The organism is Actinoalloteichus sp. AHMU CJ021 (assembly GCF_002895405.1).
Lineage (GTDB): Bacteria > Actinomycetota > Actinomycetes > Mycobacteriales > Pseudonocardiaceae > Actinoalloteichus_B > Actinoalloteichus_B caeruleus.
In genome coordinates, this window is record NZ_CP025990.1 from 5,734,605 (window position 1) to 5,759,713 (window position 25,109).

At 73.9% G+C, this 25,109-nt stretch carries 10 protein-coding genes; 9 read left to right on the plus strand and 1 reads right to left on the minus strand.

Annotated features, from left to right (window positions below; genetic code table 11):
• Window position 1 precedes the first annotated feature (1 nt).
• Window positions 2-2,026: a beta-galactosidase gene (locus C1701_RS24135; RefSeq protein WP_103056684.1), complete on the plus strand. Its 2,025-nt coding sequence runs from the start codon at window positions 2-4 to the stop codon at window positions 2,024-2,026.
• On the opposite strand, the gene C1701_RS24140 is transcribed toward C1701_RS24135, so the two are convergent.
• Entirely contained in the window at window positions 2,019-2,645 is a 627-nt protein-coding gene (locus tag C1701_RS24140) for an RNA polymerase sigma factor (RefSeq protein ID WP_026418108.1), read from the minus strand. The two genes, C1701_RS24135 and C1701_RS24140, sit on opposite strands and share 8 nt — an antisense overlap.
• A 707-nt stretch (window positions 2,646-3,352) precedes the next feature.
• Between C1701_RS24140 and C1701_RS24145 the strand changes: the two genes are divergently transcribed.
• From C1701_RS24145 to C1701_RS24180, 8 genes are all read left to right on the plus strand, one after another.
• Window positions 3,353-4,639: an FAD-dependent oxidoreductase gene (locus C1701_RS24145; RefSeq protein ID WP_337661927.1), complete on the plus strand. Its 1,287-nt coding sequence runs from the start codon at window positions 3,353-3,355 to the stop codon at window positions 4,637-4,639.
• 32 nt (window positions 4,640-4,671) lie between these two features.
• A complete protein-coding gene (locus C1701_RS24150; protein ID WP_051313714.1) occupies window positions 4,672-4,980 on the plus strand; it encodes an acyl carrier protein in 309 nt (102 codons plus the stop codon).
• Window positions 4,964-5,872: a hypothetical protein gene (locus C1701_RS24155; protein ID WP_103056686.1), complete on the plus strand. Its 909-nt coding sequence runs from the start codon at window positions 4,964-4,966 to the stop codon at window positions 5,870-5,872. The genes C1701_RS24150 and C1701_RS24155 overlap by 17 nt, the downstream gene beginning before the upstream one ends.
• A complete protein-coding gene (locus C1701_RS24160; RefSeq protein ID WP_103056687.1) occupies window positions 5,869-12,315 on the plus strand; it encodes a type I polyketide synthase in 6,447 nt (2,148 codons plus the stop codon). Before C1701_RS24155 ends, C1701_RS24160 begins: the two co-directional genes overlap by 4 nt.
• Before the next feature lie 67 nt (window positions 12,316-12,382).
• Window positions 12,383-19,855, plus strand: coding sequence for a type I polyketide synthase (locus C1701_RS24165; protein WP_103056688.1), 7,473 nt, complete (start codon window positions 12,383-12,385; stop codon window positions 19,853-19,855).
• Window positions 19,852-21,462 carry a PfaD family polyunsaturated fatty acid/polyketide biosynthesis protein gene (locus C1701_RS24170; protein WP_051313710.1) on the plus strand — a complete coding sequence of 537 codons (1,611 nt, stop codon included), beginning with the start codon at window positions 19,852-19,854 and terminating at the stop codon, window positions 21,460-21,462. Before C1701_RS24165 ends, C1701_RS24170 begins: the two co-directional genes overlap by 4 nt.
• A 149-nt stretch (window positions 21,463-21,611) precedes the next feature.
• The gene (locus C1701_RS24175) at window positions 21,612-23,282 is read left to right on the plus strand and encodes an acyl-CoA dehydrogenase family protein (protein WP_337661928.1); all 1,671 of its coding nucleotides are present in this window, start codon (window positions 21,612-21,614) and stop codon (window positions 23,280-23,282) included.
• 445 nt (window positions 23,283-23,727) lie between these two features.
• The gene (locus C1701_RS24180; RefSeq protein ID WP_026418103.1) at window positions 23,728-24,147 is read left to right on the plus strand and encodes a CBS domain-containing protein; all 420 of its coding nucleotides are present in this window, start codon (window positions 23,728-23,730) and stop codon (window positions 24,145-24,147) included.
• The last annotated feature ends 962 nt before the right edge of the window (window positions 24,148-25,109 follow it).

Genomic DNA, 25,109 nt, shown 5'->3' on the forward strand with positions numbered 1-25,109 from the left:
CATGCCAGGACTGGCGAAGCTCACCCGGGGCCGCCTCGCCTACGGGGGCGACTACAACCCCGAGCAGTGGCCCGAGGCGGTGTGGGCCGAGGACGTCGCGTTGATGCGCGAGGCCGGTGTGACCGTCGTGACCGTCGGCGTCTTCGCCTGGTCCTGGTTGGAACCGAGCCCAGGGGCGCGGGAGTTCGGCTGGCTGGACCGGGTCCTCGACCTGCTGCACGAGGGCGGCGTCGCCGTCAACCTGGCCACCCCGACCGCCACCCCGCCACCCTGGATGGCGCACCGCCATCCCGAGACCGTCCAGGTCGCCCAGGACGGCCGCCGGATGGCCGTCGGGTCCCGGAACCACTTCTGCCCCTCATCCCCGACCTACCGCCGGTACGCCGAAGCCATCGTGCGCGACCTCGCCGACCGCTACGCCGACCACCCGGCGCTGCGGATGTGGCACGCGAACAACGAGTACTGCGAGACCTGCCACTGCGACGTCTCCGCCCAGCACTTCCGGCGGTGGCTCAGAACCAGGTACGCCGACGACCTGGACGCCCTGAACGCCGCGTGGACGACCGCGTTCTGGAGCCAACGCTACGGGGACTGGGACGAGATCGGGACACCCCGGGACACGACCTACCTGCGGAATCCCGCCCAGCAGCTGGACTTCCGGCGGTTCTCCTCCGACGCCCTGCTGGAGTGCTTCACCCTGGAGCGCGACCTGCTGAGGCGGCGAACCCCCGACGTTCCGATCACCACCAACTTCCCCGGCCTGGCCACCTGGGTACCGGTCGACTACCGGCGGTTCGCGGCCGAGGAGGATGTCGTCTCCCTCGACTGGTACCCGGACCCGGGCGACGAGAACGCCCACGTGTCCTCGGCGCTGGCCTTCGACCTCATGCGCTCGCTCGCCGGGGGCCGGCCGTGGGCACTGATGGAGCAGGCCGCCGCAGCGATCAACTGGCGCGGTCGCAACCCCACCAAACCCGGCGGCCTGACCCGCGTCCAGTCACTCCAGGCCGTGGCTCGCGGAGCCGACGTGGTGTGCTTCTTCCAGTGGCGCGCCTCGACCGGGGGAGCGGAGAAGTTCCACTCCGGCATGGTGCCGCACAGCGGCCCCGACAGTCGGATCTTCACCGAGATCCGCGACCTCGGAGCCGACCTCGCGCGGCTGTCGGAGGTCGTGGGGCAGACCGAACGGGCCCGGGTCGCCTGCGTCCTGAGCTGGGAGAGCTGGTGGGCGGCGAGCCAGGAGGCGCACCCGTCCAACGATCTCGACGTCCTCGACCAGCTCCACCGCTACTACGAACCGCTGAACCGGTTGGGGCTGACGGTCGATGTCGTCGCCCCGGACGCCGATCTCACGGCGTACGCCCTGGTCGTCGTGCCCAACCTGTACCTCGTCCGCGACGACGAGGCACGCGCGATCGTCGACTACACGCGGTCGGGAGGGCACGTCGTCCTCGGCTTCTTCTCCGGGATCGTGGACGAGTTCGACCGGGTCCGGACAGGGGGGTACCCCGCGCCGTTCCTCGACCTGCTCGGCCTCCGCGTCGAGGAGTTCTGCCCCCAACCGGAGGGCACCCGGGTGCGGTGCGCCTCGGCCGAGTTCGGCGACTTCTCCTCGGATCTCTGGGTCGACCGGACGAGACCGACCACCGCCGAGCCGGTGGCGGCGGTCCGGGGTGGGGAGCTCGACGGTGTGCCCGTCATCCTCCGCAACCGGCACGGGACCGGTCTCGCCTGGTACGTCGGCACCCGTCCGGACCAGGAGACCCTGCGGCGCCTGGTGGCGGCGGCCTGTGCGCGGGCCGGGGTGGACGCGCCCGCCGGCCCCTTGCCCCCCGGCGTGGAGGTCGTCCGACGGGCCGGCCTGCTCTTCCTGCTCAACCACCGGGACCGCCCGGCCGAGATCACCGTGGCCGGCTCGTGGCGGGACGTGCTCACGGGCGCCGGGTTCGACGACCGGATCTCCCTGCCCGGGCACGGAGCCCTGGTGCTCCGCCCCAACAGGGGACGGAACCGGCACCTCAGGTGAGCACCCCCTGGAGATCGTCGATCAGATCCCGCATGCGTTGGAGGAGACGGCGACGGGTGGGGCCGATGGAGCCACGGGGGATCGCGAGCGTGCGACTGATCTCGTCGTAGTGCAGCGGCGGGTCCGCGATGAGCAGGCTGAGCAGCGCCTGGTGCTGTTCCGGCAGGCTCTGGAAGGCGAGGTGGACCTGGGAGTGCTCCGCGTGCAGCAGGGCGCTCTCCTCGGGGGTGGCCTGGCCGTCGGTCCGGCCCTCCAGGAACGACGCGGTTCCGAAGGGGATCTGCCGACCACGACGCGCGAGGAGGGTCAGCGACTCCCGCCGGGAGGCGGTCACCAGCCACGCCCCCAGCTTCTCCGGCTGCCGGATCGAGTCCAGGTGCTCCACCGCGCGGAGCCAGGTCAGCTGGCAGACGTCCTCGCAGTCCGGTCTGGACAGCCCGTGGGACCGCGCCACCGTCCACACCACAGGGCTGAACCGGCAGATCACCTCCGACCAGGCGAGACGATCTCCCGCCCTGCAACGCCGCACCAACCTTTCGATGCTCTCCTCGTCACCCTTCTTCGGCTCCTTCCGGGGGACGGAATGGACGCCGTACCCGTCGCGGTCACTGGTACTCATAGACGGAGCCCCCAACGCTTCACACCAACGGGAGAACATTAGCCGATCAGCCCATCGACACGTCCCCACGGTGGGACGGTGTACGTTTCGTGCGGAAAGGGCCGCGCCGCGCCCCGGGTGAAACCACGGGCCGGTCCTCGGCCCGGGAAGTTCACCTGATGGGTGGGTGGTGTCGGGATTGCGCGGGGTCAGTGATCATCCTTCGGGGGCTCATCCGCGCCGTTTGATGAATCTCACCCGAAAGCCTGACGGGCAGTGCGTCGCGGCGAACTTCCGGCGGCCGGAACGAGCGCGGGAATTCGCGCGTCAATGGTGTCACCTCATTCCGGCGGGTGAAGTTCGTCGCGTGAAGCCACTTCCCCCGGTGCTCTGCGTAACGAGGTTATGGTGGCTGGTTGAGTGGCGGTGGTGAGACGGGGGAGCGGAAGTAGGAACGGGTACACGGCGTGATACTCCCAGGTGGGGATGGGTGAGGCAGCGGTGCTCGGACGCCGTTCCCGCCTCCCGGCCGGCCCGCGGGCCGTCGGGTTCCCGATGCCGGTTCCGCCCATCCCCGGCCGGTCGCTCCCGATCGGGACCCGACCCACGGGACGGAGGAATTTCCGCGTCCGATGTGTATCCAGTGGGGACTCCCGCTGGTCTGTGTACGTGGCGGGTGCGGTGAGAACCGTGCGAAGGCGAACCGAACGGCGGTGCGGATGGCGAAGGTGGCGATTGTTGGCGGCGGGGCGGCCGGAATTTCGACCGCCTATCGGTTGCGCGGCCACGCGCACATCACCCTTTTCGAGGCCACCCCGCACCTCGGTGGGCACGCGCGCACCGTCGACGTATTCGAAAACGGCGAGCGTCGCGGTCTCGACGTGGGATTCGTGGTGTACAACGAGGCCAGCTATCCGAAGTACTCCGCCTTCCTCGCCGAACTGGGCGTCGACTCCCATGTCGCCTCCCTGAGCATGTGCCGGTTCGTCAGGGGCACCGGCGAGGCCGTGCTCGTCGACGAGCCGGACCCGGAACAGCGCCCGGGCGACTGGGCCGCGGCGTGGGAGGAGTCCGACAGGTTCCTCCGGGAGGCACCCCGGCACCTGGTGCGGGGCGCGGCTGACCTGCCGCTCGGCCACTACCTCGACCAGCACGGCTACGGCGCTCCCTTCCGCCGGGGGCCAGCCGTGCTGCTCGCCTGCGCGGCCTGGTCCCTGCCGCCCGAGGTGATCTGGGACGCGCCCACCTCGGCCGTCCTCGCGCTCAGCCTCGCCCACGGGGGGCACGGACTCGGCGCGGAGGGAGCGAGGTGGCGCACGGTGGTGGGGGGAAGCGGCACCTACGTGGCGGCGGCCCGGCGCGCGCTGGAGGACGCCGGGGTCCAACTCAGGACGGAGTGCCCGGTGCGGGCCGTCCGGCCCGACGGCGACGGCGTCGACCTCACCACCGACGGCCCCGCCGAGCGGTTCGACGCCGTCGTGCTCGCCACGCACGCGGACCAGGCGCTCGGCCTCCTCGCCGCTCCGCTGCCCGCCGTCGAGGTACTGGGTGCCGTGCGGTATCGCGACAGCAGGGTCGTCCTCCACCAGGACCCCGCGGAGATGCCGGCGGACCGCCGCCAGTGGCGAGCGCTGAACTTCGCCGTCCCGCCCGCCGGCGAGGCCCCCGCCCCGGCCCGGGCCTCGTGGGCCACCTACCACCTCAACGCGCTCCAGCGCTTCCGCGCGGAGAACGACTACTTCCTCAGCATGGACCCGGTGGGCACTCCGGACCCGGTCCTGGCGGAGTTCCGGTTCCGCCACCCGGTGGTCGACACCCGGCTGCGGAACCTGCAACAGGACGACACCCGCCGCCTGGTCAACCGGGACAGCAGGGTGCTGCTCGCCGGTTCCTACCTGCACGCCCGCCGGGTCGGGCCGGACAACCTCGCGTCCCATGAGGCCGCCCACGAATCCGGGCTCGACGCGGCGGAGGCCGCCCTGCGCCTCCTGGCCCGCTCCCCGCAACGCGCCTGACGCGCCACCACACCAGATTGGACAACCCCGGCATGACAGCACCCCACGAGACCGGTGACGAGCACGCTCCCACCACGGTCGCCCCGGACGCGGACACGATCCGCGAGTGGCTCGTCACCCAGGTCGCGGCCAGGACCGGCGTCCCGACCTCCGAGGTGGACGTCGACCAGTTCCTCGACGAGTTCCAGCTCGACTCCACCGAAGCCCTGGTACTCGCCGGTGAACTCGAGAACTGGCTCGGCGTCGAGGTCAGCCCGACCGCGCTCTGGTACCACCCGACCATCGCGAGGCTCGCGCGGCACCTCGCGGCGAGCGGGATCGGGAATGACGCCGGCACCTGACACGCGGCCGCTGCTCCGCCAGCTCGCGCGAGGCCCGGCGGAACGCCGCGCCGCACTCATCCATCCGGGAGGCCTCCCCGCCACCCACTACCGTCCACTGGCCGCGGCCCTCGCGGCCCACGGCACCCCCTACCTGGTGGACCTCGACGCGCTGCCCCAGTTCGTGTTCGCCGCCAGGCACGGCGGGGACACCGACCTGTCCGGGCTCGTGGACACCGTCACCGAGGTGCTGGACGCCCACCACCTCCTCGACCAGCGCACCACCCTCGGTGGCTGGTCGGGCGGCGGAACCCTCGCCTGCGCGATCGCGACGGGCCTCCCCCCACCCCGGCGACCCGGTCGACTGGTCCTCCTGGACAGCCTGCCACCGTGGTCGGGCACGGGGGCCGACAGCATCGAGGACACGGCGGCGCTGTTGCCCGAGTTCGGCCGGTACCTCGCCGCCCGCGCGGGAGTGCCGGCGCCGGACCCCGGTGCCATCCGCCCGGCGCCGCCCCCCGGTCAGGAGCAGGCCAACTCCCACGACCAGTGGTTGTGGGGGTTCCGCCAGGCAGCCCTGGCCGTCGGCGCCCTCGACGAGGGTGTCGGCCTCCCGGGGCTCCGCAAGGTGTTCCAGTCCTACCGGTGGGGCCTGCTGCGCAACCGCCGGCTCGGCTCCGGCGCGGCCCCGGGCACGGTGACCATGCCCACGACCCTGATCCGCGCCCGCGACTCGATCATCCCCGACGACGACGTCCCGGGGTGGCGGGCGGTTCCCCACCTCCGCACGGTCGTCGTACCCGGGAACCACTACACGATGCTCACCGAGCCGGCCAGCGTCGAGCTGATCTCCGCCGAGCTGGCCGAGGACACCCCCGCCGTCCGCGACCCCCTCCGATTGGGACCACGATGACCCCGCAGACGAACACCGGCGCCGCCGACGGCCGGATCGCCATCATCGGCCTCGGTGGCCTGTTCCCCGGCGCGAGGAACGTCCACGAGTACTGGACCAACATCGTGCACGGCGTCGACTGCCTCACCGAGGTCCCGGAGACCCACTGGCGGATCGAGGACTACTACGACCCCGACCCCACCGCCCCCGACAAGACGTACGCCCGCCGAGGCGGGTTCGTGCCCACCATCGACTTCGACCCCCTCTACTACGGGCTGCCCCCGACCACGCTGGGTGTCACCGGCGTGCTCCAACTCCTCAGCCTCGTGGTCGCCCGGCAGACCCTGGCCGACGCGGGTACCGCCTCCGCCAGCTGGTACGACCCGTCCCGCACCGGCGTCATCCTGGGCGTGACCGGTTCCAACTCCCTCACCCAGCCGCTCTCGGCCCGGTTGCAGACCCCGGTCCTCAAGGAGGTCGTCCGCAGCTGCGGGCTCACCGAGACCGACGCCGAGGAGATCGCGGCGAAGTTCACCGCCGCCTTCGCGCCCTGGGAGGAGAACTCCTTCCCCGGGATGCTCGGCAACGTCGTGGCGGGGCGGATCGCCAACCGGTTCGACCTCGGCGCGACCAACTGCACCGTCGACGCCGCCTGCGCCAGTTCCCTGGCCGCGCTCCGGATGGCCGTGGCGGAACTCGCGTCCGGGCGCGCCGACCTGATGCTCAGCGGTGGGTGCGACGCCGAGAACACCATCCTGATGTACCTGTGCTTCTCGAAGACGCCCGCGCTGTCCAGGCGCGAACGGGTGCGGCCCTTCGACGAGGAGGCCGACGGGACGCTCATCGGGGAGGGCCTCGGCATGCTCGCCCTCAAGCGCCTGGCCGACGCCGAGCGCGACGGGGACCGGATCTACGCCGTGCTCGACGCCGTCGGCAGCTCCAGTGACGGGCGGTACACCAGCATCTACGCCCCGAGGGCCTCGGGACAGGTCGTGGCGCTCCGCCGCGCCTACCAGGAGGCGGGGTTCGGCCCAGAACAGGTCGGGCTGCTGGAGTGCCACGGCACCGGGACGGTCGTGGGGGACCTCACCGAACTCACCGCGCTGCGCCAGGTCTTCGAGGAGGCGGGAGCGCCGGCGGGAGCCACCGCGATCGGCAGCGTCAAGTCACAGATCGGCCACACCAAGGCCGCGGCCGGCGCGGCCTCCCTCATCAAGGTCGCCCTGGCCCTCCACCAGCGCGTCCTCCCCCCGACCATCAACGTCGACACGCCCCGCCGGGACGCGGACCTGGACTCGTCACCCTTCCACGTCAACACCCGGGCGAGACCCTGGCTGACGACCCCGTACCACCCCCGGCGGCGAGCCGGGGTGTCCGCCTTCGGCTTCGGTGGCACCAACTTCCACTGCCTCCTCGAGGAACACCGGGACGACGTCGACACGAACGACCCCCGCCTCGCGGCCCCCGTGCTGCACCGCGCGTACCAGGTCCACGGGTGGCACGCTCCGACGGTCACCGAACTCCTCCTCGGACTCGACGTCCCCGGTGCCCCTCCGGAGCTGACCGAGCCCGTCCCCGACGAACACCCGAGGATCACCGCGGTGGCCAGGGACGAGGCCGAGTTGGAGACCCTCCGCCAGCTCGCGCTCTCCACGTTGCGGCGCGACCCCGAGGTCGGCGGGTTCGAGCTGCCCGAAGGGATCTGGTTCGCCGCCCGCGCGCGCCCCGCCCGACGGACGGCGGCCCTGTTCGCGGGACAGGGCAGCCAGTACGTGGGCATGGGCCGCACGGCGGTGCTCGCCCTCCCCCCGCTGCGTGCCGCCTTCGACGAGGCCGAACGCCACGCCGCCGGGCTCGGTGCCGCCGTCTTCCCCCCACCGGCGTTCGACCAGGACGACGAGGCCCGGCAGGAGACCGCGCTCCGCGCCACCGACCGCGCCCAACCCGCCATCGGGGCACTGTCCCTCGGCCAGTACCGGTACGTCCGTGAACTCGGCTTCCGGCCGGACACCGCCCTCGGGCACAGCTTCGGCGAACTCACCGCGCTCTGGAGCGCGGGCAGCCTCTCGGACGAGGACTTCCTCCGGCTCGCCGTGGCCCGGGGGCGGGCCATGACGGCGGCCGGGACCCACCGCGACGCTCAGGAGGAGTCCTCGGAGGAGCGGCACGAGCCAGCGGGGGACCCGGGCGCGATGGCGGCGGTCGGGTGCGGCGCCGACCGGCTGACCACCCTGCTGGCCGGGCACGACGATGTCGTCCTGTGCAACGACAACGCCCCCGACCAGGTGGTCGTTGGCGGCGGCACGGACTCCGTGCGGCGGTTCGTCGACGCCTGCCGTGCCGAGGGCGTCGGGGCGAGGGTGCTCCCGGTCGCCGCGGCGTTCCACACCCCGCGCATGCGCGCGGCGGAGCCGGCCTTCGCCTCGGCCGTCGCCGACGTCGACCTCACCACCCCGGCGTTCCCGGTGCGCAGCACCACCCTCGGTGCCGAGTACGGATCAGACCCGCTGCGCGACGCCCGCATCCTGGTCGACCAGCTCACCGGCCCGGTGTCGTTCGGCCCGAGGGTCGAGGAACTCCACGAGGAGGGTGTCCGGGTCTTCGTCGAGTTCGGACCGGGTCGGGTCCTGTCGGGACTGGTCCGCCGCCTACTGACCGGGCGCGCCGACGTCGAGGTCCTGACCTGCGACCCCGGGCCGCACGGCGACGCCGACCGCTCGCTCAAGCAACTCGTCGCCCGCCTGATCGTGCTCGGCCACCCGCTGACCCACCCCAACCGTCACGCGGCCGCACCGCCGCGCGACGAGGAGAAACCGAAGATGAGCATTCCCATGAACGGCGCGAACCACGTCCCGGCGGACCGGCGCGAACGCTACCGCCAGGCGCTCCGCGAGGGGTACCGGATCCCGGAGGCGGCGGCCCCGGCCGGCGGCCCCACCACCCCCGAGGACGTCCCGCCCCGGCTTGCGGCCCCCGACGAGCCCCACGTCCCCACGCGCCCGGGGCCCGCCGGTGCCAGCCCGGCCCCCCGGCCCCTCGGGGGAGACGGCGCGCTCACGGAACTCGCCGCGCGGCACCTGGCGCTGCACGACGACTACCTGACGAGCCAGCTCCGCGTCGCCGAGCAGCTCGCCGGGCTGCTGCACGCGCACGGACGCGGGGAGACCCCGCCCGACGTGCTGGCCGGGATCGGCGCGGTGACCGACACCGCGCTGGCCATCGGGCGGAGCCACGTGCGGGCCAGCGAGACCCTGCGTGCCCTGGCCGAGCTCGGCGCGGTGCCCGGCGGGGCGCTACCCCCGACCTCCGGGGACCGGGCCGTCCTGGTGCCCGCGCCCGCACCGGGACCGGCCGTGGGGGAACCGGGCGAGACCGGGGGCACCGGAGGCGGCAGCGGTGATGTCGTGCCCCTGTCCCCTGCCCGGGCCTCCACACCGGACACGGCACCCGTGGCCCAGCCGATCACGGCGGAACCCGTCGTGGTGGGTGCGGGTGAGGTGTCGGTGGTGCCGTCCCGGGACGAGGTGCGTCGGGTGTTGGTGGAGGTGGTGGCGGAGCGGACGGGGTATCCGGTGGAGATGGTCGATCCGTCGATGGATGTGGAGGCGGATCTGGGGGTGGACTCGATCAAGCGGGTCGAGGTGGTGGGGGCGTTGCGGGAGCGGTGGCCTGGTTTGGGTGGGGTGGGTTTGGAGGAGTTGGGGGAGTCGCGGACGTTGGATGACCTCGTGGACGTCCTCGTCCCCGACCACGCCCCCGATCCCTCGGTCTCGGCTCGTCAGGACGCCAGGGAACCGGTCGTGGTGGGTGCGGGTGGGGTGTCGGTGGTGCCGTCCCGGGACGAGGTGCGTCGGGTGTTGGTGGAGGTGGTGGCGGAGCGGACGGGGTATCCGGTGGAGATGGTCGATCCGTCGATGGATGTGGAGGCGGATCTGGGGGTGGACTCGATCAAGCGGGTCGAGGTGGTGGGGGCGTTGCGGGAGCGGTGGCCTGGTTTGGGTGGGGTGGGTTTGGAGGAGTTGGGGGAGTCGCGGACGTTGGATGACCTCGTGGACGTCCTCGTCCCCGACCACGCCCCCGACCCTGTCCCCGAATCCGTCGGGATCGCTCCTCCCGCGCCAGCCGAGGAGGTGGCGGCCGACCCAAAAGGTGAGGGCGGTCCCGCCGTCGGGCGGCGGTGGGCCCGCCCGGTGGAACTGCCGCCTCCCGACGTCGCTGTCGATGCCTACCGGGCCACGCCGACCGCGTTGCTCGCCGGTGCTCTCACCGAGGACCACGCCAGGTGCTTCGCCGAAGCGCTCACCTCCGAAGGGTGGACGATCGGTGAGGAGGACACCGACGACGGCACCCCCCTCGACCTCGTCGTCTACCTCGCGCCTCGCCCCGCCGACCTCTCCGACGCGCGGGACGCGCTGCTGGCCGGTCTGATGCTGGCGGCGAGGAACCTGGGACGCCTGGCCGGGCGTCCCGACGGACACCGGACGACCTTCCTCTGCGTGACCAGGACCGACGGTCAGCTCGGCTACACCGGGACCGACCTCGCCGGCGCCGCCCTCGGCGGCCTCGCCGGCCTGGTGCGCACCGCGGCACTCGAACACCCCGCCCTCTTCGCCAGGATCGTCGACCTCGACGCCCGACTCGCCCCCGAGCGGGCGGCGAGGCTGCTCGTGCGGGAACTCCGGGACGCGGAGACCGACCTCCACGACGTCGGGTGGGACGCGGCCGGCGTCCGGCGCACGATCGGTCTCACCGACCAGGAGGAGCGCCAGGGACTGCTGCCCCTGCCCGCCGGGACGGCGGGACAGGAACCGGGCGTCGAGGACCTCTTCGTGGTCACCGGAGGCGGGCGGGGCATCACCGCGGCCTGCGCGGTCGGCCTGGCACGGACCCACCAGCCGGGACTCATCCTGCTCGGCAGGTCACGTCTCGAACCCGACCCCCCGTGGGCGGTGGGGGTCGAGGACATCGACCTGCGTACCGCCGCGGCGCGGGCCCTCGCCGCCTCCGGCGGCCGGCCCACTCCGCCCGAGGTCGAGAGGGAGCGCCGGCGGGTACTCGCCGGACGGGAGATCCGCCGCACCCTCTCCGACGCCGAAGCCGCCGGATCGCACGCCGAGTACGTGGCCGTCGACATCACGGACCCGGTCGCCACGGCACGGGCCCTCGAGCCGTACCAGCGACGGGTGACCGGGGTGGTGCACGGGGCAGGCGTACTGGCCGACCGCCGCCTGGTGGACAAGCGCGCCAGCGAGATGACCGAGGTCCTGGACGTCAAGATCACCGGCCTGCGGAACGTGCTCGACGCCCTCGACACCGACCACCTCCGCCACCTGCTGCTCTTCTCCTCCGTGGCCGGCCTGTTCGGCAACCCGGGCCAGGCGGACTACGCCACCGCCAACGAGGCCCTCAACCGGCTGGCGTGCGCGGTCCGCCGCCACCACCCCGCGACCACCGTCCAGTCGGTCAACTGGGGAGCCTGGGAGGGGGGCATGGTCACCCCCGAGGTGGCGCGGCTCTTCACGGCCCGAGGCGTACCGCTCATCCCCGAGGACACGGGCGTCGCCCGCTTCGTCGAGCAGTTCCGCCCGGACCGCGCCTCGGACCTGGTGTGCGCGGTGGGACCGGACATGCCGCTCGCGCCGATCACCCCGGTCCGGGCACCGACGACGACGGTCGAGCGGTCCCTCCGCCCCCTCGTCGACGAACCGGTCGTGTCCGACCACCGCATCGGCGGGGCCGTCGTGCTGCCCGTGACCTTCGCCCTGGGCCTCGTGCTGAACGTCGCGCGGCGGCTGCGGCCAGAACTCCCGGTGCGGCAGGTCACCGACTTCACCGTCCTCAGCGGGGTCCGGTGGGCCGACGACGATCCACCGGCGCTCCGCGCCACCGCCACCGGGACGGCCGACGGGCTCCAGGTCCTCGTCTCCACCCCGGACGGTCGCCCCAGATACCGCGCGCTCCTCCCCACACCGCCGGAGCGGCCCGCGCTGCCGGCCAGGCTCAGCGGACTGCCCACACCGGGAAGCGGGCGGGGAGCGGCGGAACACTACTCCGACGGCACCCTGTTCCACGGGCCGGAGCTCCGCGGCCTGCGACGCGTCCTCACCGAGGACCCCAGGCTCGTGCTGGAATGCCAGCTCACGGACGTGCCGGTGGCGGCCCGCTCCTACCACGCGGCGAACTACTCGCCGGTGCTGGCGGACCTGCTCCTCCAGGCGGCGCTGCTCCGAGCCCGGCTCGCCACCGGGCTGCCGGCGCTCCCCACCGGCATCGGCACCGTGGAACTCCACGGGCCCCTGCCGGACGACACCCCGTTCCTCGTCGTCGTCGACGGGATGACCGGGGGCGGCAACCCCCGCTGCACGGTGTCCGCCGTGACGCCGGCAGGAGGACTCCTCCTGCGGTTCACCGACGTCCTGGTCGTCCCGCACGCCGGGCTCCAGGACCAGTTCGCGAGCTCGTGAGGAGTCGACGGCCATCCCGACCGCGACATCCCACCGGGGCGACGGCCCCGTCCCCACGGAGGTTCCCATGCCCCACACCGCCGGGTCGTCTCGCATGACCGGGCAGGAGATCGCCGTCGTCGGGATGGCGTGCCTGCTGCCCGGTGCCCGGAACCCCGACGAGCTGTGGCGGCTCCTCACCTCGGGGGGCAGCGCCGTCACCCCCGCCGACGCGACCCGCTTCGGCACCTCGGCCGACGTCCCCGGTGGGTGGGGCGATCCCGACCACCACCTGGTGACCACCCTGGGCGGCTGGGTGGCCGACCCACCGCTGGACCTGGGCGGGCTCCACCTCCCCGAGGACCAGCTGGCCAAGGAGGACAGGGTCGTGCGATGGCCGCTCGCCGTGGCCCGCGCGGCGCTGCGGGACGCGGGCGTCGATCACCGTGACCGGAGTGCCGTCGAGCGGACCGGTCTGGTGCTGGGCAACTACGCGTTCCCCACCGCGCACTCGGTGCGGGCCCGGCGGCCCCTGATCGAGCACGCCGTGGCCCACGGCCTGCACCAGGCGGGTCTGGGCGGACCAGCACCCGAGCTGGCGGCCCCCCGACCGCCCGAGGACCTCCCCGGGGACGCGCGGCCCCTCGGCCAGCCCGCCACCGTCCTGGCCAGCGCCCTCGGACTCGGCGGGCCCCGCCTCGGCCTGGACGCGGCCTGCGCCTCCGCCCTCTACGGGGTGGCGCTCGCCCGTGACTACCTGCTCACCGGATCCGCCGACACCATGCTGGCCGGTGCCGTCTGCGTCCCGGACGAACTCCTGCTCCAGCTGTCCTTCTCCGACCTGGGCGCCTACCCGCGTCCCCCAGCCCGCAGCCAACCCTTCGACGCGGAGTCCGAGGGCATCGTCACCGGCCAGGGCGCCGGGGCGCTGGTGCTGCGGCGCCTCGAGGACGCCGTCCGCGACGGCGACCGCGTGTTGGCGGTGCTGGAATCCGTCGGGCTGGCCGGCGACGGGGCGGGCCGCCATCCGCTCCGCCCCCGGGTGGAGGGGCAGCTCGCCGCCTACCACGCCGCCTACGCCCAGGGGCCGGACCCGACCACCGTGGACTACCTGGAGTGCCACGCCACCGGAACACCGCTGGGGGACCGCACTGAGCTGTCGGGCATCGCCGCGTTCTTCGGCGGGGCTGGTCGGCTACCCGACATCGGCTCCGTGAAGGGGCAACTCGGCCACCTCCTCACCGTCGCCGGCTTCAGCAGCCTCGCGAAGGTGATCCTGGCGTTGCGGCACGACTGGCTCCCGCCCACACCGGGAGTCGGTCGGCTTCGCCGACCGGTCGACGCCGAGGCGGTCGCCGACCGCGTGCTGCGCGTGGGACGCCCCTGGCCCGCCGGGGACCGACCCCGTCGCGCCGCCGTCTCCGCCTTCGGCTTCGGGGGGATCAACGCCCACCTCGTGCTCCGCGACCACCTCCCGGTCCCCTCCCCGCGAACGCGGGCGCAGCCCGCGGCGGGGGACACCGCCGGCCGGACCAGCGCGTTGACCAGGGCGATGACCACGGCAGAGGTCACCAGCACCACCCGGCTGGGGCCGGAGGAGGACCACGACGCCCAGCCCACCACCCGTGCCGCCGCCCCCGAACCGGCTCGCACTCGGACCGACCACGAAGCGGGCGGGACACCCGCCACCGAGACCGGCACCCGTCCGCGACCGGGTACGCGACCGTCCCGGACCGGCTCCGAGGCCCTCCCGCCGCTCGGCATCACCGGGCTCGGCATCCGCCTCGGCGAACTCGACGACGTCCGACACCTCGACGCCGTGCTCCGCGACGTCCCCAGGCCGGGGCGCCCGGCCTCGACCGACCACGGGAGGCCCGGCCGCGACCTGCCCGCGCCCGACCCGGCCTACCGCGTCCCGCCGGGAGACCTGCGCAACGCCAACCCGCAACACCTCGCCGCGTTCGCCGCGGCGGACCAGGCGCTCGACGACGCCGGCTACCCGCGCTGCGTCCCCGGCCGCCGCCCCGAGCCGCGCCGGGTCGCGGTCATCGGTGTCCTCGACCTGGAGCCGGACGCCCACCGGCACCGGGATCGGTTCGACATCGGCGCCCGCGTCCGCGCCGAATGCCACCGGGCCGGTGTCGCCCCGCCACCAGCCCAGCTCGACGAGCTGGAACGCGCCGTGCGGGATGCCGTCCACGAGCCGCTCAGCGTGAACGAGGTCCTCAGCTACGTCGGCAGCGTGGTGGTCAGCCGCATCGCCGCCTCCCGGAACCTGACGGGGCCGGCCTTCACCCTCTCCGGCGACGACACGGCCGGCGCGCGGGCGGTGGAGGTCGCCGCGCTGCTGCTGCGCGATCCCTCGGTGGAGGCCGTCCTGCTCGTCGGTGTGGACCTCGCGGGCGACGCCCGCCCCGCCGGTGACCCCGCTCCCGCCGGTGACCCCGCTCCCGCCGGGGAACCCGCTCCCGCCGGGGAACCCGCTCCCGGCGGTGACCCCGCTCCCGGCGCGTCCGCCGTCGACGGGGCGGCGGCGGTCGTGCTCGTCCGGGCGGATGACGAGGCGACCCACCACTACGCGGTGATCCGGTCGGTGGCCGTACGGCACCCGGGCGAGCCAACCGAACAGCAGGGCAGGGCGACCTCGGACGCGGCGGAGTCGGCACTCGGCGCCGCCGGCGTCCCCGCCGGGGAGATCGATCACGTCGAGCTCGGCGGCTGGACGCAACGGGACCGGACGGTTGAGGCCAGGGGCCTGTCGACGGTGCTCGGGGCCGGACGGCCCGCCGTGGGGGCCCTCGGACCCGTGACCGGCGTCGCGCCCCACGCGATGACCATCGCGGCCCTCGTCAAACTGGCCTGGTGCCTGCACCGCGCCGAGCTCCCGGCCGCTCCGGGCGGTCTGGGCGGCGTGCCCGGCACGGGATTCGTCGTCCCGGGACGCGCCCGCCCCTGGCTCCCGACCCGGCGAGGTGGTCGCCGGCTGGCCAGCCTGAGCGTGCCGGACCGGGGAACGGGCGCGGCGCACCTCGTGCTCGCCGACAGCGAACGGCCCCGTCCCCGGCCCGCGGTCGAGTGGCGGGACCGGGGCGGGCGGATCCTGCTGCGGCTCACCGGTGACACCCCCGAGGAACTCGTGGCCCACGCCGTCGAGTGCCGGAGGCGGCTGGCCGGGGGAACGCCCCCGAGGGACGTGGCCCACACCGCCACCAGCCTGCCCGCCCGGCGTCACCGGGCGGTCCTGGTGGCCGTCGACGCCCAGTCGCTCCTCGCCGAGTTGCTGGCGGCCGAGCGGGACCTGCCCACGGTGCTCGCGTCCGGTGGCGAGTGGGCCACCCCCTCGGGGAGTTACGCCACCGCACGTCCCATCGGACCGGCTCCGGTCGCGTTCGTCTACCCCGGGGCGTTCACCAGCTACCCGGGGCTCGGGCACGAGCTGTTCCGCATGTTCCCGCGCCTGCGGCAGCGGTTCGAGCGGGAGGCCGGGGAACCCAGGGCGGCGTTCCGGACCGAGCTGCTGTTCCCGGTGGCCGAACACCCGTTGACCAGGGAGGAGCTCCTCCGGCACGAGGTCGACCTGCTCGCCGACATCCCCTCCATGCTCGTGGTCGGGACGAACATGGCGGTGCTGCACACCCAACTGCTGCGTGACGAGCTCGGGCTGACCCCCGACGGGGGGATCGGCTACAGCCTCGGGGAGAGCAGCATGCTCTTCGCCACCGGGGTGTGGGACCACACCGCACGGGACGACGACTCGCTGACGAGGACCACGCTGTTCCGGGACGGGCTGCGGGGACGCAAACGGCTCGTCCGCGACCAGTGGGAGCTGGACGACGCCGTCGCCGACGACGAGATCTGGTCCACCCACGTCCTGCTGACCCGGGCGGACCGGGTGCGGGAACACCTCGCCGGGCTGGACCGGGTGTTCCTCACCCACGTCAACTCGCCCACCGAGGTCGTGGTGGCGGGCGACCCCCGCCAGTGCCGGCTGCTGGTCGAGCGGGTGGGTGCCTCCTCGGCGAGGGCGCCAGCCAACCACGTGATGCACTGCCCGCTCGTCGCCGCCGCGTCCGACGAGCTGGCCGCGCTCAACACCTATCCGCTGGGGGAGGTCCCGCCGGGCATCAGGTTGTTCGGGACGGGGGAGAGCGGGCCACTCCGGCTGGAGGCCGGTGACGCGGCCTCCCACGGCAGGCGGATCGCGGGCGGCCTGGCGGAGACGGTCGACTTCGCCGGGCTGACGGAAAGCGCCCACGCCGAGGGTTTCCGCTACTTCGTCGAGGTCGGCCCCGGGGCCACCTGCACGCGGTGGGTGTCGGCGACGCTGGCCGGGCGGGAGCACCTGGCCGTGTCGGTGGACCGGCGCGGTGCCCCGGCTGGCGCGGCGATCGCCGCGGCGGTGGCCAGGCTGGCCGCTCACGGCGTTCCCGTCCGCCTCGACGCCCTCACCGGCGGGCCCTCCGGGCCGATCCCCGTCGAGCGCCCCACCGGGTGGCCGGAGCGGGTGCGGCGGCAGCGGACACCACTGGTCGACCGGATCGCCCGCGCGGCCCGACCCGTGCTCGCCGCCCCGGGACCGGCTCCGGTGCGGGACTCGCCGCGCCCCGCCGAGGGGGCACTCGATCGGGTGGTGCCGGTTCCGGGGCGCCCCGACCACCGCACACCCGTCAAGCACTCGTCGGCTGGCGACGATGAGATCAGCATGGAGCGGACGCCCTTCGTGCAGCTTCCCGACCCGACCGCGCTCCACCCGACGGCCGGGCCGTCGTCGGGCGTCCCGTCCAGGGTGGAGTGCCCGCCGTCCCCCTCGATCCGGCCGGACGTCGAGCCCCGGGCCCACCTCCTGGGAGCACTGGCGGCCCAGGTCGCCGAGGCACACCGCGCCGCGCTGCGGACGCAGGGCAGTCTCCAGACCTTGGCGTTGCTCGCCCTGACCACCCGGCAGGACGGCGGATCACCGACGCACCCGCTGGCCGGGTCCGCCCACACCGGACCACCGGCCCTCACCCTCGCCGCCCCGGGTTCGGCGGGTCCGGCGACGGAACGGATGACCACGCCGGTACCGGCCGGTCCCGGCGCGGTGGGCGAGTCCCCTCCCGGCCCTCCGCGTTCGCCCCGTCCGACGTCACCAGGGCGCGCCGGCGGCGCCCCGGTGTGGACCCAGGAGGACCTCGTCACCTTCGCCGAGGGCCGGCTCCAGGACCTCTTCGGACCCGCGCACGTCGAGGCGGACACCTACCGCCGCCGCCTCCGGCTGCCGGCCAGGCCCTACCTGCTCATCAGCCGGGTGACCTCGGTCGACGCGACCCCCGGCGCGCTGCGCCCCTGCGGGATCACCACCGAGTACGACGTTCCCGAGGACGGCCCCTTCACCGTCGATGGCAGCCTGAGCTGCGCGGTGGCCATCGAGGCCGGTCAGGGCACCCTGCTCCTGTTGTCCCTTCTCGGGGCGGACGCCCTCAACCGGGGTGAACGTGGCTACCGGCTCCTCGACAGCACCGTCGTCTTCCACGACCGGCTGCCCCGTGCCGGCCAGACCCTCCGGTACGAGATCACCGTCGACCGGTTCGTGCGCGACGGGAAGACGCTGCTGTTCTCCTTCCACTACCAGTGCTTCTCCGGTGACACCCTCGTGCTCGAACTGCTCAGGGCGACGGCGGGCTTCTTCCTGGACGCCGAACTCGACGGTTCGACGGGACTGTCCGCCCAGGCGCTGCGCCGGGCACTGTCGCCACCCGGCGAGCGCGGGTGGTTCAAGCCGATCGCCCGGACCGACCGACGTTCCCTGTCCCGGCGGGAGCTGGAACGGCTCTCCACCCCGGGCGGCGCGGCCGAGGTCCTCGGCGCGGAGTGGGACCAGGGCGGGGCCAACCCGTCGGTCCGGTTGCCCGGGCCCGACCTGCTGCTCCTCGACGAGGTCACCTCGATCGACCGGACCGGCGGCAGCAGGGGCCTGGGCGAGATCAGGGCGGTGCTCCGCCACCGCCCCGACTCCTGGTACTTCGCCGCCCACTTCCCGGACGACCCCGTGCTCCCCGGGTCCCTGATCACCGAGGCCGCCGTGCAGGTAGCGCAGGTGTACGCGCTCGTCCTCGGCCTGCACCTGGTCCTGCCCGACGCGGAGTTCCAACCGGTTCCGGGGCTCGAGACGACCGTCAGCTGCCGGGGTCAGGTCACCCCCGGGTCTCCTCCCTTGCACTACCGGGTGGACGTGACGACCCTGACCCTGCTGCCCCGACCGACCGTGGTCGCCGACGTCGTGCTGACCGTGGCCGACCGGGTCGTCGGGGTCATCCGAGACCTCGGGATCCGACTGAGGGAGAAGCCGGGGACCCCGTACCGCCCGGAGCGGGGCGGGCGCCCCACCGCGTTCCTCGGCCGTCGGAACGCCCTCGGTGAACCGGCGATGATCAACGAACTGCACCTCGCGCACGCCGCGCGCGGTGACCTGGCCACCGCGATGGGCCCGGAGTTCGAGGTGCACCGGGGGCGCGGGGCGCCCCACATCCCCAACGGGGACTTCCAGTTCGTCGACCGGGTGATGGCCCTGGAGGGGGTCAGGGGCGCCTTCACCCCGGGTTCCCGGATGCGCACCGAGTACGACTCACCCCGCGACGCCTGGTACTACCAGGACGGTGCCACCGCCGACCTGCCCCACTGCGTGTGCATGGAGACCGCCCTCCAGGCCGCCATCCTGCTCGGCTACTACCTGGGCGCGACGTTGGGGAGCCCGGACGCGGAGCTGTCCATCCGCAACCTGGACGGTGAGGCGACCCTCGTCGCCGACGTCGACACGCGTGGTCGCACCATCAGCCACTCCACGGAGTTGCTCTCCCACGAGGAGACGCCCGGTGCCGTCCTCCAGTCCTTCCGGTTTGAGCTCTCGGTCGAGGGGACCGTCTTCTACTCGGGGCGGTCCCTGTTCGGCTACTTCACGCGGGAGGCCCTCGCCCGCCAGGTGGGACTCGACTCGGGCCGCCACGTCCGGAGTTGGCTCGACACCCAGGACGCCTCCCAGGTCCGTCCCCGCTGGGTTCCGGTGCCCGACGCGAGCGCCGACACCCTCCGAGCCGGGGCGGGACGGCTGAGCCCGCTGGAGGGCATCGAGGTCGTCGACGGGGGAGGAGCCCACGGACGTGGCTACCTCCGAGGGCGCCGACCGGTCAGCCCCGACGACTGGTACTTCTCCCGGCACTTCCACCGGGATCCGGTGATGCCGGGCTCCCTCGGCGTGGAGACCGTCCTCCAGGGCCTGCGCGTCTTCGTCCTGGACTCCGGTCTGACCGCCGGCATGCGGTCTCCCCGGTTCACCCTCCCGGTGGGGCGGACGTCGTCCTGGAAGTACCGGGGCCAGGTCCTCCCCCAGGACCGGGAACTCCTGTTCGACGCGCACATCAAGGACGTGCGTCGGCTGCCTGGTCGTCTCCAGGTGGTGGCCGACGCGAGCGTGTGGAAGCCCGGGCTGCGGATCTACGAACTCACCGACGTCACCGTCGAGGTTCGGGAACCGGACGTCCGGGTCAGCACGGCCGGTGAACCTCCTGAGGAAGGACGAGCATGACGCAGTCCGCGACCGGTGAGCACCGGTCTCCGGATGGGACCGAGACGAGGTCGGACTCCGCCGGGATCTACCAGGTCCTGGCCCGGTTGGAGGAGCCGTGCTTCGTGGTGTCCACGGAGTCCGGGTACGCCCTCACCTCGGTGCGGCCCGCCTCGGGGGTGGTCGCCGCCCACGGTCCGCTGCCGCCGAGCGAACTCGGCTCGGCGGCCTTCCGCGCCACCTACGGACTCCGCTACCCGCTGATGGCGGGAGCGATGGCCGGGGGTATCGGCTCCGAGGAGCTGGTCGTGGAACTGGCGCGTTCCGGGAGCCTCGGGTCGTTCGGAGCGGCAGGGCTGCCGCCCGAGCGGATCGAGCGGGCGCTCACCCGGTTCGAACGGGAGATCCCGGGGCTGCCCTTCGCCTGCAACCTCATCCACAGCCCGAGCGAGAGCGGCCTCGAACGCGCCTGCGTCGAGCTCTACCTCGCCAGGGGCGTGCGCTGCGTCGAGGCCTCGGCGTTCCTGGAACTCACGACGAACGTCGTCCGCTACCGGGTGGCCGGCCTGAGCCGGGGCGCGAACGGTGAGGTGGTGGTCGGCAACCGGGTGATCGCCAAGGTGTCCCGCCCGGAGGTCGCCCGCCGGTTCCTCTCGCCGCCGCCCACGGAGAAGGTGCGCGAGTTGCTCGACCGGGGTCTGGTCACGCGGGAGCAGGCCGAACTGGCCCGGGTCGTTCCGATGGCCGACGACATCACCGTGGAGGCGGACTCGGGTGGCCACACGGACCGCCGGCCGCTGCTGGCGCTCTTCCCGATCTTCCACCGGCTGCGCAACCGCGTCCGTGCCGACCAGCGGCTGGCGACGGGCACCAGGCTGGGCGCGGCCGGCGGCCTCGGCACGCCGGAAGCGGTGGCCGCCGCGTTCACCCTGGGAGCCGACTACGTGGTCACCGGCTCCGTCAACCAGGCCTGCGTGGAGTCGGGTACCTCGGCGCGGGTGCGCCGGCTCCTGTGCACCGCCGATGTCGCCGACTGCACGATGGCCCCGGCCGCCGACATGTTCGAACTCGGCGTGGAGCTCCAGGTGCTGCGCAGGGGCACGATGTTCGCCCAGCGCGCCAGACGGCTCTCCGAGCTCTACCGGGCCTACTCGGGTCTGCACGAGCTTCCCAGCGCGGAGCGGTCCATGTTGGAGAAGCAGGTGCTCCGCCGGTCGGTGGACGAGGTCTGGCGGGAGGTGGTCGAGTACTTCTCCGCGCGCGACCCGGCGCAGGTGGAACGCGCGGGCAACGACCCCAAGCGGAAGATGGCGCTGGTCTTCCGCTGGTACCTGGGACTGACGTCCCGGTGGGCCGTCGAGGGCCGGCAGGAACGGGCCATCGACTACCAGATCTGGTGCGGCCCCTCGATGGGTGCCTTCAACGACTGGGTGCGGGGGACCTACCTCTCCGCGCCCGAGAACCGCCGGGTGGCCGAGGTGTCCTGGCACCTGCTGCGGGGCGCGGCGTTCAGCACCCGGGTCGCCCAGCTCGCCGCCGCCGGGGTTCGGTTGCCGGTGGGATGCCGCGACTACCGTCCCGCCCCCGTCCTGAACCGCCGGTCCCCGGAAGGGGCGGTGGCGCGGTGATCCCCGGCAAGGGCACCCGTGCGGTGGGCGGTCCGGTCGCGGTCGGGACGCCAGGTGCGGCACTGGCCAGGCGGCACCTCCCGGCGAGCGAGCTCGAAGCGAGGCTCGGGGCCGCAGGTGATCCGGCGAACCCGGCGGGGTTCGGTGGCATGGTCGCGAGGGACGCCGCTGGTGCGCCGCCGGTCGGTCTCGCCGCCCTCGCGGGCGGTCCGTTGCGGCGGGTGTTCGCGCCCCGCGACGACAGCGAACGACTGGACCTCGACCAGGCCCTGCTGGTGGTGCGGGTGGCGGCCCGCCGGGACGTCACCGTCATGCCCGCCACCATGTTCAACATCACGGCCGTGACGCAGGTCCTCCTCGCCGGTCGACCGGACCAGCGGGCCCGGGTCCTGGCTGTGACCGAGGCGGGCGGGGCGCTGGGCTTCGCCGGCCTCGAGGAGGAGACGGCGGGTCTGTTCGCCACCCGCTGCCAGCTCGGGAGGGAGGGGAGCGGTCACCGGCTCGACGGCGGCAAGTGGCTCGTCGGGCTGGGGGAGGACCCCGACGGGCTCGTCGTCCTGTGCCACGACGGTGGGCGGGGGCCGGCGGCCTTCTCCCTGGTCCTGCTGGATCAGGAGTCGGCGCGTGCCACGCGGTCCCCCTCGGACAGCCGTGCTTCCGGGTTCCGGGGAGTCAGCTTCGGGAGGTTCCACTTCGCCGGGCTGCCCGTGCGCGCCGACCAACTCGTCGGTGGGCAGGGGGAGGGCATGGAGATCACCCTCCGTTCCCTTCAGGTGGTGCGGCTGGTCAGCCTCGCCGCGAACCTGGCCGGCTGCGACACCGCTCTGCGGTTGGCCTGGGGGTACGCCGTGGGCGGCGCGGATCGACGGCTCCAGACCGGCCCGGACGCGGTGAACCGCCAGGATCTGGCGGTGGCCACGACGGCGCTGGCCGTCGCCGACCTCGTCTCGGCTGTCGCGGTCCGGGCGGCCCAGGTGGTGCCGGGCTGGGCCGCCACCGGTGCGGCGCTGGCCAAACGCCTGGTGGGCGAGTTGACCTCGGAGGCGGTGGCCCGTTGCTCGGACGTCCTCGGGATGCGGGGGCTGCTGACCGACGGGCCGTTGCGTGCCTTCGACGTGGTGCGGCGTGACCTGGCCGTCGCCCGCTACGTCGACACCTCACCGCAGGACCTGGTGCGGGAGCTCGGTACCCGGCTGGACGCGGCGCACCGCGTCGGAGGAGCCGGGCGGCCGGCCGACACCGGACTGGTGCCGCGCGTCTGCGCCCTGGACGGTGACCTCCCGCCCTTCGGGCTCGCCGCGTTCACCCTCGCCTCGGCCCGTCCCGACCCGCTGGTGCCCGCACTGCTCGAGGTGGCGCCCACCATCCAGGCCGGTCTCACCGAGCTGGGGGACTCGGGCCGGGACGCCCTCACCGCGCTGACGGCGCTGCTCACCGAACTCGGTGCAGAGGGCCGGGGAACCGACGACCGGGAGGCCGCACCCGGGAGCACCGCGAGCCGGGTCGACAGGCACTGCGCGCTGTGGGCCGGGGCGGCGGTGACCCTGACCTGGTGGCACAACCGGGGGCTCCCCCTGTTCGGGTTGCCTCCCGGGTCGGTCGACTGGGTCGCTCCCGCCCTCAACCTGGTGCTGGACTGCGCCCGAGGTGGCCGGTTCCGGCTCGACGCGAGGTCGGCGGAACAGGCACTGGTGGTCGCTCGCGCCCTCCTCGACGGCGACCGCCTGGTGTCGGCGGTGGCGCTGCCCCTCGTCGAGAGGGGGGCGGTGACGCGCGGGGACGCAGCCGAACGCCTCGCGGCCGCCGTGCCCCAGAGGTGACGGCCCGGGCCGGTGGGCAGCGGGCCACGGTGGCACTCGGGGGAGCGCCGGGCACCGGGACCGCCGCCGTTCGGCGGCCGGAACGGCGAGCGGAGCGCCACCGTGCCCTGGTCACTCCCCGGCGGCCGCCCGACCCCTCCGCCAGGGCGGCCAGCCCGAGCGGGCGGTGACACCGGTCGACGAGACGGCAGGGCCCGTCCCGCCGGGAACGGCGCGTGGAGGAGGCTCCACCCTTCCCGGCCGGTGGCCCGGCGACGACACCGTGCCGACCCTTCGGTCGCTGGCTGGTGGCCAGGCACGCCGCCTGGCCGTACGCGGTCCTCGCCACGGTCCCGGATCGGCGAGGCTCCGGTGCCCCGCTCCCGTCGCGCCGAGGTGTGGGATCTCGTTCACGGGTACCCGACAGGAGGGCAGGGGACGTTCGAAGGACGAAGGGAGCGGGATCGTGACGACCGCGAGGGAGATCATGACACCGGGCGCGCGCTGTGTCTCCACCGAGGAGAGCGTGCGGGACGCGGCCAACCGGCTGGCGGAACTCGATGTCGGAGCACTACCGATCTGCGGTAACGACAACAGGTTGAAGGGCGTGATCACCGATCGGGACATCGTGGTGCGGGTGCTCGCGCAGGGCAAGGATCCGCGCGCGGTCCACGTGGGGGAACTCGCGCAGGGCGAGGCGGTCACCGTCGGGGCCGACGACGACTCGCACGAGATCCTCCGCACCATGACCCGGCACCGGGTCAGGCGGCTGCCCGTGATCGACGGCCACACCCTGGTCGGCATGGTGTCCCAGGCGGATGTGGCCCGGTCGCTCGACGACGCGGAGGTGGGCGAGCTGGTGGCGGCGCTCTCGGCCGACGGTTGAGCGGGCGGACAGCGTTCGTCCGCTCCCGTTCGCTGAGCGGCATCGCCGGTCGTCGCCTTCGAGCCGCCCAGCGCGGAGCGGTGGCGGCGACGTCCGCACCGGGTGCGGGGGTCCAGGCGTTCCCACACCCGGTGCCACCCGCCGATCTCCGCCCGTTCCCACCGGAGGCGCCCGCCGACGCGCTCGCCGGTCCCGGCTGACCTCGGCCGCCCAGGCTCCTCACGGAACCGGCGATGCGCTCCTCGGTTTCGGGGTCCCACCGAGCCCGCTCCACCGCCCGCCGCGTGTCGCCCACGTCACCCGGCACGTGGCGCCGCGCGCCGCCGAGGCGTGAGCACGCGGCGCCACCCGGCTGGGCGGCGCCTCCGCGGCCGCACCGGTTCCGCGCTCCGCGACGGGGCGCACCGATCCGCGTTCGCTCCGAGCGCTCTCCGCGCACGGGAAGCCACCACCGGGCCATCGTGGGGTGGCCCGCCGGCTGGCGGCGGAATGGCGCCCGCCGGGTGGGGCGCGGTGTCCCGAGCCCAGCCGGAGCCATCGAAGGAGGCTCCGGGCCGACGGCTGGCGAGTTCGCGCGCCGTCACACTCGCGGCGCGCGTTCCGCGGGACGGCCACCGCGTCGGGTTCGATCCACGACGAGGCGACCACGGTCCGCTCAGCCCGTCGAAGAGGAGGGCGCGCCGCCACCCCGCCCCGTGACCGCGTCGAGCCGGTGGTCCGGCCCTCACTCCCGCACCACGCGTCCAGCTCCGCACCAGCAACCGCTCAGGCGAGGCGAGGAGACTCGGCGTGGATCGCGCGCGGCCTGGACCGCGCACCCGCCCTCACCCAGTGGACGAGCCAGACCGGCGGCGACAGCGAGTCACCGAGGTCTCACCCAAACAGGTGAGACTGACCGGTGGTGACGCGGTCAGACCGCCCCACGTCTCCCACTATCCGTAGCCATCTCCGTAGTTTCCCCG

What these genes read in the sequence shown, in the direction of transcription:
- C1701_RS24135 (WP_103056684.1), top strand. Translation starts at nt 2, where the DNA reads ATGCCAGGACTGGCGAAGCTCACCCGGGGCCGCCTCGCCTACGGGGGC.
- C1701_RS24140 (WP_026418108.1), bottom strand. Translation starts at nt 2,645, where the DNA reads ATGAGTACCAGTGACCGCGACGGGTACGGCGTCCATTCCGTCCCCCGG.
- C1701_RS24150 (WP_051313714.1), top strand. Translation starts at nt 4,672, where the DNA reads ATGACAGCACCCCACGAGACCGGTGACGAGCACGCTCCCACCACGGTC.
- C1701_RS24155 (WP_103056686.1), top strand. Translation starts at nt 4,964, where the DNA reads ATGACGCCGGCACCTGACACGCGGCCGCTGCTCCGCCAGCTCGCGCGA.
- C1701_RS24160 (WP_103056687.1), top strand. Translation starts at nt 5,869, where the DNA reads ATGACCCCGCAGACGAACACCGGCGCCGCCGACGGCCGGATCGCCATC.
- C1701_RS24165 (WP_103056688.1), top strand. Translation starts at nt 12,383, where the DNA reads ATGCCCCACACCGCCGGGTCGTCTCGCATGACCGGGCAGGAGATCGCC.
- C1701_RS24170 (WP_051313710.1), top strand. Translation starts at nt 19,852, where the DNA reads ATGACGCAGTCCGCGACCGGTGAGCACCGGTCTCCGGATGGGACCGAG.
- C1701_RS24175 (WP_337661928.1), top strand. Translation starts at nt 21,612, where the DNA reads ATGGTCGCGAGGGACGCCGCTGGTGCGCCGCCGGTCGGTCTCGCCGCC.